This window comes from Steroidobacter sp. (genome assembly GCF_016790065.1).
Classification (GTDB): Bacteria; Pseudomonadota; Gammaproteobacteria; order Steroidobacterales; family Steroidobacteraceae; genus Steroidobacter.
Genome location: NZ_JAEUPY010000206.1, coordinates 1 through 7,566, shown reverse-complemented (window position 1 = coordinate 7,566; position 7,566 = coordinate 1). Strand labels below are relative to the sequence as shown.

Genomic DNA, 7,566 nt, shown 5'->3' with positions numbered 1-7,566 from the left:
CGCCGTTATCTTCCGTACATGCCGGACTTCGGCGACGTAATCACCGTGCGTCACCTCATCTATCACACCAGCGGCTTGCGCGACTCTTGGCGCTTGTTAGCGCTCGGGGGAGTGGACAGTTACAGCCACCGGCAGCAGGCGCAGATCGTGAACATGGCAGCTCGGCAACGAGGCTTGAACTTCAAGCCGGGCACCGAGTACGCCTACAGCAACATGAACTACACGTTGCTTGCTGAGATCGTCCGCAGTGTCACCGGCAAGACGTTGCGCCAGTTCACGACCGAGCGCATGTTCAAGCCGCTGCAAATGGACCACACGTTCTTTTCTGACGACATCCTCGAGATCGTGCCACGACGCGCGCAGTCATACTCGCGAGAGGGCGATGCATGGCGCCGCAGCCCGCTGAATCTCGACACCTACGGCGCGACCAATCTGCAGACCACGGTGAAAGACTTTGCTCGCTGGGCCGACAACTTCGCGCGCCCCAAGGTGGGTGAGCGGGCGTTGCTCGAGCAGTTCACCAGCATGGGCAAGCTGGACGACGGCACGGCCATCAACTACGGCTTCGCATTGCACTCAGAAAAATTCCTCGGCCGAAGCGCCGTAGCTCACACCGGCTCCGATGCTGGCTTCCGAGCGATCTTTGCCTATTTCCCGGAGGAAGATTTCGCCATCGCGTTGCTGTCGAATTCGTCGCTCAGCGAGAGCTCATACATCGAGCCGCTGGTGGAGATCTATCTGGGAGCCAAGGATGGGGCAACCAAAAAGCCGCCCCCGCCGCCAAGGAGCCGAGCAGTGACGGCGACCAACCAGGCCGCGCCGACATTAGCGACGTTGCGTGAACTCGAAGGCGACTATCGTAGTAGTGAGCTCGACGCGACTTACACGCTGACACTCAAAGGACAGGCGCTGACGTTGAACTCGATCTGGTTCGACGAGCCCATGCTGCTCGAGTCGACCGGTAAGGATGCATTCCTCACCGATTGGCCCGTCGAGCGAATTCGAGTCGAGCGTGATGCTCGCGGCCGTGCGACCGCGATTGTGTTGAGTAGCGGCAGCGCTAGAAACATTCGCTTCGACCGCTTGGCCAAAGCGAAGCACTAACGCCGCTCAGCGCCGAGAAGTAGCAGGCAGCGCGCTGTACTGTCGCGGCGTCAAACCGAAAGAGCGGCGAAACAACGCGGTGAAAGTACTGGGGCTGCGATAACCCACTTCGAACGCCACGCGAGTGATGGAGTGCCCGGCATCGAGCCGCGACATGGCTTCGACCAACCGGGCCTGCTGCCGCCAGGCAATGAAGCTCATGCCGGTCTCGCGCGAGAACAAACGGACCAAGGTGGCCCGGCTCATGCTGGCGCTGCGTGCCCAATCTTCCAGCGAGGCATCGTCCGCCGGTTTCGCAAGGATTGCTCGGCAGATACGCATCAGCCTGGGATCGGCTGGCAGCGGCAATGGCGGTGAGGCAATGGGCATCGCCGTGATCTCACGCAAGATCAGCGAAATGATGTCGCCGTCGCGACCGGCGACGTCGTACTCAATGGGTACACGCGTTGCCTCGACGATCAAGGCGCGCAACAGATCCGACACCTCGATGACACAACAATAGGAGGGCAAGGTCGGAGTCGCGTGCGGCTCTATATATAGAGTGCGCAGGCAGACACGGCCGCGATAATGAACTTCATGAGCCGTACCGGCCGGCAACCATAGCGCACGCATCGGGGGCACGACGAAAGCATCGGTATCGGTGAGCACCGACATGACGCCGCTGCAAGCGTAGAGCAATTGAGCCCGGCGATGGGTGTGTCGCTTATCGATAGTGCCGGGTGAAAAATTCACCGAGAGTGCGCTGACCGGGCGCGGAATGTCTTGGCAGGCATTGGCATGATCTGCCGAGCAATAGGATTTCATTGAGCTATCCCTAGAATGGTTCCAACTCATGCCCCGTGCACACTGTGCTTGATTGCAGCGCCGTCCTCAAGCGGCGCGTACACATACCTAGCATTTGCACTGGAACCGGTCGGCCTGGCGGGCAGGCGCACCAACTCAACGCCGGGGTGCGAGTTGAGCCGATCGAACCAATCTGAGATCTATAGAAAACAGTCGGCGCTGAGGTCGCGCACTAAGCTCATTGAAACAACCAGGGAGAAGCGCCTCATGCGTCTAATAAAACAGCGCGGGCTCACGGCCTGCTTGGCATCTATAGTGGCGAGCGGTGCTGCCGCTCAAACCCAATCGACACCTGTAATGACCGAAGCGTCCAGCACGGAACTCGACTACGTGTTGGTCGAGGGCACGCGCTTACGCGACGAAGTAACGCTGGGCCGTACCGGCACTACGCTACGTGAAACGCCGCAGTCCGTCACTATCATGGGCCAAGCCCGTATCGAAGCGCAAAACTTGCGCAATCTGGACGAAGTGCTGATTCAAACGCCGGGCATCATTCTGCTGGCCGATAGCACAGTCGAGAACACATATACAACCCGCGGACACGTCATTGAATCCATTCAATACGACAACATTACTACCGGCACCAATCCGGAGACCATCGCCAGCCCCAACATGGCGATGTTCGAAGGTGTGGAAGTGCTCCGCGGCTCCAACGGCATCCTGAACGGCGTCAACGGTTTCGGCTCCATCAATCTACGCCGCAAACGGCCGCTCGATAATTTCCAGGGCAGCACCTCGATCACCGGCGGCACCTGGGATCGGTATCACGGCGAGCTGGACGTGACCGGCCCCGTGTCAGAACGCATTCGGGCTCGCGGCGTGGTCTCTTACGACGATCGTGGCTTCTTCTTTCCGTACGCCGGCTTCAAGGAAAAGCTGGTGTTCGGCACGATGGAGTTCGATCTGACTGAAACCACGCTGTTGCGCATCGCCTCGCATTGGCAGAAGACGGATGTCACGCCCAACTCGCCGGGCGTGGCGTTCTACAGTGACGGCGGCGATCTCGGCTTGCCTCGCGACACCATGCTCAGCCCGGGCTGGGCCGACTTCGACTATGACACCAAAAATTACATGATCGAGTTGCAACAGTCGCTGGGCAGCTGGAACAGCCGCTTGATCATGAGTCGCTTCGATACCAAGTCGAGCAACTTCTATGCGTACTTCTGGGGTGGCATGGATCGCGCGACCGGCATGCCCTCGGAGGAGTGGGGCGGCTTGTACGGCGAGCAACTGGATCTCACGTATGAACAGAATGCGGCCGACCTGTCGTTCTGGGGGCCGGTGAATCTGTTCGGTCGCGAGCATGAAGTGTTGGTGGGCGCGGTCCGCTCCCAAGAACATTACGCTTGGTATTACGGCGATCTGACGCCGCAAATCTTCGAGCAGATCAGCGTCGACCAGATGCGCAGCTGGGATGCCGGCTCGGCGGTGAAGCCGCATCGGGTGCCCGCCGATTACTACGGCCCGGATCGTTTCATCGCACAGACGGGTATTTTCGCGCGCATCTCGTTGAACATCGCCGATCCGCTCACCTTGGTGCTCGGCGCGCGCGTCAACTATTGGCGGCATCGGGAGCAGTCCATCGAGGCTGCGACCAATACCGTGTATGAAGATCTGGACCTGAAGATGGACGGCGACGTGTCGCCGCAAGCAGCAATCACTTGGAAAGTGACCGAAGACTGGTCGCTATACGCAAGCTACGCGGACATGTTGGTGCCACAGTCGGCGCAAGATGCCAACGGCAACGTGCTCAAGCCGCGCGTCGCGGCCAACTACGAAGCCGGCATCAAAGGCGAGTTGTTCGATGGCCGCTTCAATGCTTCGCTCGCGTTCTTCCGAGTCGACGAGAAGAATCGCGCGCTGGGTGTGGATGGCCCGCCGAATCAAAACAACGTAGCACCGAGCATCGCCGCCGGCCAAACCGTCAGCGATGGTTTCGAGATCGAGACCACCGGTCAGCTGACGCCGGATTGGACGCTGGACGCGGGCTACACCTACAACACCAACGAATACAAGCGCGACAACGAAAACCAGGGCCGGGCTTTCTCCACTTACACGCCCAAGCACATGTACAAGCTGTGGACCAACTATCGTCTGCCGGCGATGGAGGGCCGTTGGTCGTTCGGCGGCGGCATCAATGGCCAGAGCTCGCTTTCGCAGCCCATCTATGCCGATGACTGGAGCGCGTTGATCAACAAGGACGGCTACACCATCGTCAGCCTGCGCGTCGGTTTCCGCATCAACGATCGCTGGTCGGCCAGCTTGAACGTCAACAACATCACGGATGAGACGTACTACGCCGGCTCGATCGGTAATTCGATTTCCGGCAACCACTTCTACGGCGACCCGCGTAACTTCGTGTTCGCGATCCGCGGCAAGTTGTGGGGCGGTTGAGGATTGGCTAAGTCACGGGCTGCGCTGTGAGCGCAGCCCGTCTTGGTAGCGACCTCAGCGAGGCCGAATCCGAATCTCGTTGCCTGTCCGTTCGACGCTGACGCTCGTGTCGCGTTCGAGGAATGACAGCAGCAGCGTGGCATCGTCCGCGTCGAACGTGCCACTGAACTCGCGAGCTCGTAGCTGCTCGCCTTCGACGTTCATCTTGACTCGCCCGTAGCGATTGAACTCTGCGGCGATGTCTGAGAGCCGATCTTTGCGGAACACCAGGCGGCGTTGTTGCCAGGCGGTGATGTCTTTCACATCGGTCACTTTCGGCGCGGGCACTGGCTCAGTCGCCGATCCGGCCGCTAATCCGACAGCAACGATTTGTCCGGCGCGCAACTGCTGAGGCGCTGGCGCTTGCTCGACCTTGCCGGCCGGCAATGTGCTGACTTGGACGACCCCTTCGATGACCGCGACTTGAGTGCGCCCAGCGAGTTGGCGAACGTCGAACTGCGTGCCGATGGCTTGCACGATGGCAGTGTCGGTGTGGACTCGAAACGGACGCTGCGCGTCGTGCGCCACACGAAAGATTGCCTGGCCTTCCAGTAGATAAATGTCACGAGCACTGGCGCTGTAGTCGGTGCGAATCCGTGACAGCGTATTCAAGTGCACCACTGAGCCGTCTTCCAATGAAATGGCGCGCTGCTCGCCGAGCGTGGTCTCGAACTTGGTTCGATTCAACAACGACGGCAGCAGCAAGCCCGCGGTGACGGCTAGCAGCACGCTGGCAGCGAGACTCATCAACCAACGTTTCTTGCGTGAGGGATGCTTGATCGAGGCGGCAACGCGCGTATCGGTTCGCAACGGCACCACGTTGCGCGCGTCGCCCAGCAGCACATCTAGATCGATGCGACGTTGTGAGTCGAAGCCGTCGAGCGCGTCATCCACGGACATGGCCAGCAATGTTTCCTGGACGTGCAATGGCGATTGCTTGAGCCAGGCAATGAAGGCCGCATGTTCGGCCGGATCGCCGGATTGCAGCCGACGTAGCCAATCGGCCGCATGCTGGGCGATCAGCTGGTGCTCCTGGCGGGCTATGGAGTTGGCGGTCATGAAGTGTCCTTGCTATCGGTCCCAGCTCTTCATTCGCAGCTGCGCCCTGGCGGCGGAAAGATAAGTGTTCACGGTATGCACGCTGATGCCGAGGCGTGCTGCCACTTCCTCACTGGAGTGGCCGTCGCGTTTGCAGGCGACCAGGATGGCTCGCTGCAAAGGTGGCAGGTCGTCGATGGCTTGCTCGAGTTGCTGCTGCAAACTGAGTCGCTCGGGCAGTTCCTGATCCGCAGGCGTGTGCTGATCCGCGCCGGCATCCTCAGCCAGCTCACTATCGAAGCTCACATGTTGCTGGCGCTGATTGGCGAGGCGGTGATCGGCGAGCACATGAGCGGCGACACCGAACAGGAAGGCCAGCGGCTTTTCCACTTGCTTGTCGTCGTCCACTCGTAACAGCCGGGCGTACACCTCCTGCGCCAGATCGTCCACATCCTGATGACGAGTCAAGCGGCGGGCCAAATAACGACGCAAATCGCGGGCATAGCTCTGCACCGCGGTGCTGGCCCAGCGGGACGACGACCAGGGTCTGCGTGAGGACGAGGAGCTCATCTGTGTTTTGAGTATAAGTTTTCCGCGCCGGACCCGACATACATGGCAACGGGATTCGAGAATAAAACTTCAGCGTCGGTGGCCACCAAAGCCACTGCGGGTTGCTATTGTCTTGAGCATGGGAGAACACCGAATGTCGATGCGTTTGCGTGCCGCTTTGGCGGCGACGCTGGCCCTGGCCGGTCAGCCTGTATTTGCCCAGCAATGGCCCGCCGAGCCGGTGCGCATCGATATAGCAGCGCAGCCCATCGCCGATGCGCTCAACGAGTGGGCCCGCCAAACCGGCTTCCAATTGTTGTTGCCGGAAGAGGGACTCGCCGCAGGCGTGATTGCACCGAAGGTCGAGGGCTCGCTGGCACCGCGTGCGGCGCTGGAGCGGCTGTTGGCTGGCTCAGGCCTTACTTATGAGCATACGGCAGATCGCGCCATCATCGTGCGGCCCGCCGGTCAAGCGAACGGCTCGACCACCAACACACGCGACTCGAACATCATCGAAGAAGTGAATGTGGTGGGCGTCATCGACTTTCAACAGAACGATGCCTTCGGGGCCACCAAAATGGGCATGCCGGTGGCCGAGACGCCGTTCAGCATGTTGGTGGTGACCAACGATCTGATGCGCACCGCTTCGGTGAAAAAGACCAGCGATCTGTACAAGCTCGATCCTTCCGGCGGCACCAACAACCGCATGGGCGGCTACGGACGTGCATTCGCTCGCGGCTACGCGGTGCCGGTCTATATGGACGGCTTTCGTCAAAGCGTGGAAGCGGATCTGGATTATGCCGCGTTCGATCGGCTGGAACTGGTCAAAGGCGGCACCTCGACGCTGTACGGTCAGAACGAGCCGGGTGGCGTGTTGAACTATGTTTCCAAGGTGCCGCAGACCGTGTCGGCGATTCAGCTCAAGGCCGAGGCGGGCACGGACAGTTTTTATCGCGGTGAACTGGACGTGACCGGGCCCATCTTCGACAGCGATCGCTGGTCCTGGCGAGCCATTCTGGCCCAGCAAAAGGACGACACGTATCAGGACTTCGGCCAGGACGATTCTTACGCCGCCATCTCTTCGCTGATGTATCGAGGTGAGCGCGCTACGTTCTTATTGCGTGCCCACTTCGAAGAACAGGAGATGAAATATTCGAATGGCCTGGCCGTGCAATTGGACGCGCCCATTCCTACCGGCTACACCTGGGATTCGGCGATTCGCGCCGGTCTCATCGGTTTGAAGCTGGTTGACGACGTGCCGCGTTCGCGCGCGTTCGGTCCGCAGTCTCAGCGCAAGAAAATCTTTCTGACTCAGGCTCAGTTCGACTATCGCTTCGAGTCGAACTGGAAGTTGCGGACCAACGTGCAGTCCAGCCGCGGTGACGACTTCATCAATCTCACGCTGGTGCAGGGGCCGCTGGATTTCGACGGGCGCAATCGCATCCAATATCAGTCGCCCGGGCGCCTGAAAGACGAAGATTACAGTCTCGAAGTGAACTTGTTCGGCGACTTCGAGCTGCTCGGACGCACGCATACGTTGTTCTTCGGCGTGGACTATTCCAATTCCACCACGGTGGGTTGGACCGGCACTGCCAATCT

The 7,566-nt window shown here is 60.1% G+C and carries 6 protein-coding genes; 3 read left to right on the top strand and 3 right to left on the bottom strand.

Annotated features, from left to right (window positions below; translation table 11 throughout):
• Positions 1-1,104, top strand: a 1,104-nt coding sequence (locus JNL55_RS08870; RefSeq protein ID WP_293852175.1) for a serine hydrolase domain-containing protein, incomplete at its 5' end; no start/stop codon positions are given.
• 6 nt (positions 1,105-1,110) lie between these two features.
• Here the strand turns inward: JNL55_RS08870 and JNL55_RS08865 are convergent.
• Complete coding sequence (locus tag JNL55_RS08865) at positions 1,111-1,908, bottom strand: AraC family transcriptional regulator (protein ID WP_293852172.1); 798 nt, start codon at positions 1,906-1,908, stop codon at positions 1,111-1,113.
• A 336-nt stretch (positions 1,909-2,244) separates the two neighbouring features.
• Between JNL55_RS08865 and JNL55_RS08860 the strand changes: the two genes are divergently transcribed.
• Positions 2,245-4,341: a TonB-dependent siderophore receptor gene (locus tag JNL55_RS08860; RefSeq protein WP_293852169.1), complete on the top strand. Its 2,097-nt coding sequence runs from the start codon at positions 2,245-2,247 to the stop codon at positions 4,339-4,341.
• Between the two features lie 54 nt (positions 4,342-4,395).
• Here the strand turns inward: JNL55_RS08860 and JNL55_RS08855 are convergent, their stop codons facing one another.
• Together JNL55_RS08855 and JNL55_RS08850 are read right to left on the bottom strand one after the other, a co-directional pair.
• Entirely contained in the window at positions 4,396-5,439 is a 1,044-nt protein-coding gene (locus JNL55_RS08855) for a FecR family protein (RefSeq protein WP_293852166.1), read from the bottom strand.
• A 12-nt stretch (positions 5,440-5,451) separates the two neighbouring features.
• Positions 5,452-5,988, bottom strand: a complete 537-nt coding sequence (locus tag JNL55_RS08850; protein WP_293852164.1) for an RNA polymerase sigma factor — start codon at positions 5,986-5,988, stop codon at positions 5,452-5,454.
• A 133-nt stretch (positions 5,989-6,121) separates the two neighbouring features.
• On the opposite strand from JNL55_RS08850, the gene JNL55_RS08845 reads away from it, so the two are divergent.
• Positions 6,122-7,566: TonB-dependent siderophore receptor (locus JNL55_RS08845; protein WP_293852161.1), on the top strand; the 1,445-nt coding region annotated here is incomplete at its 3' end.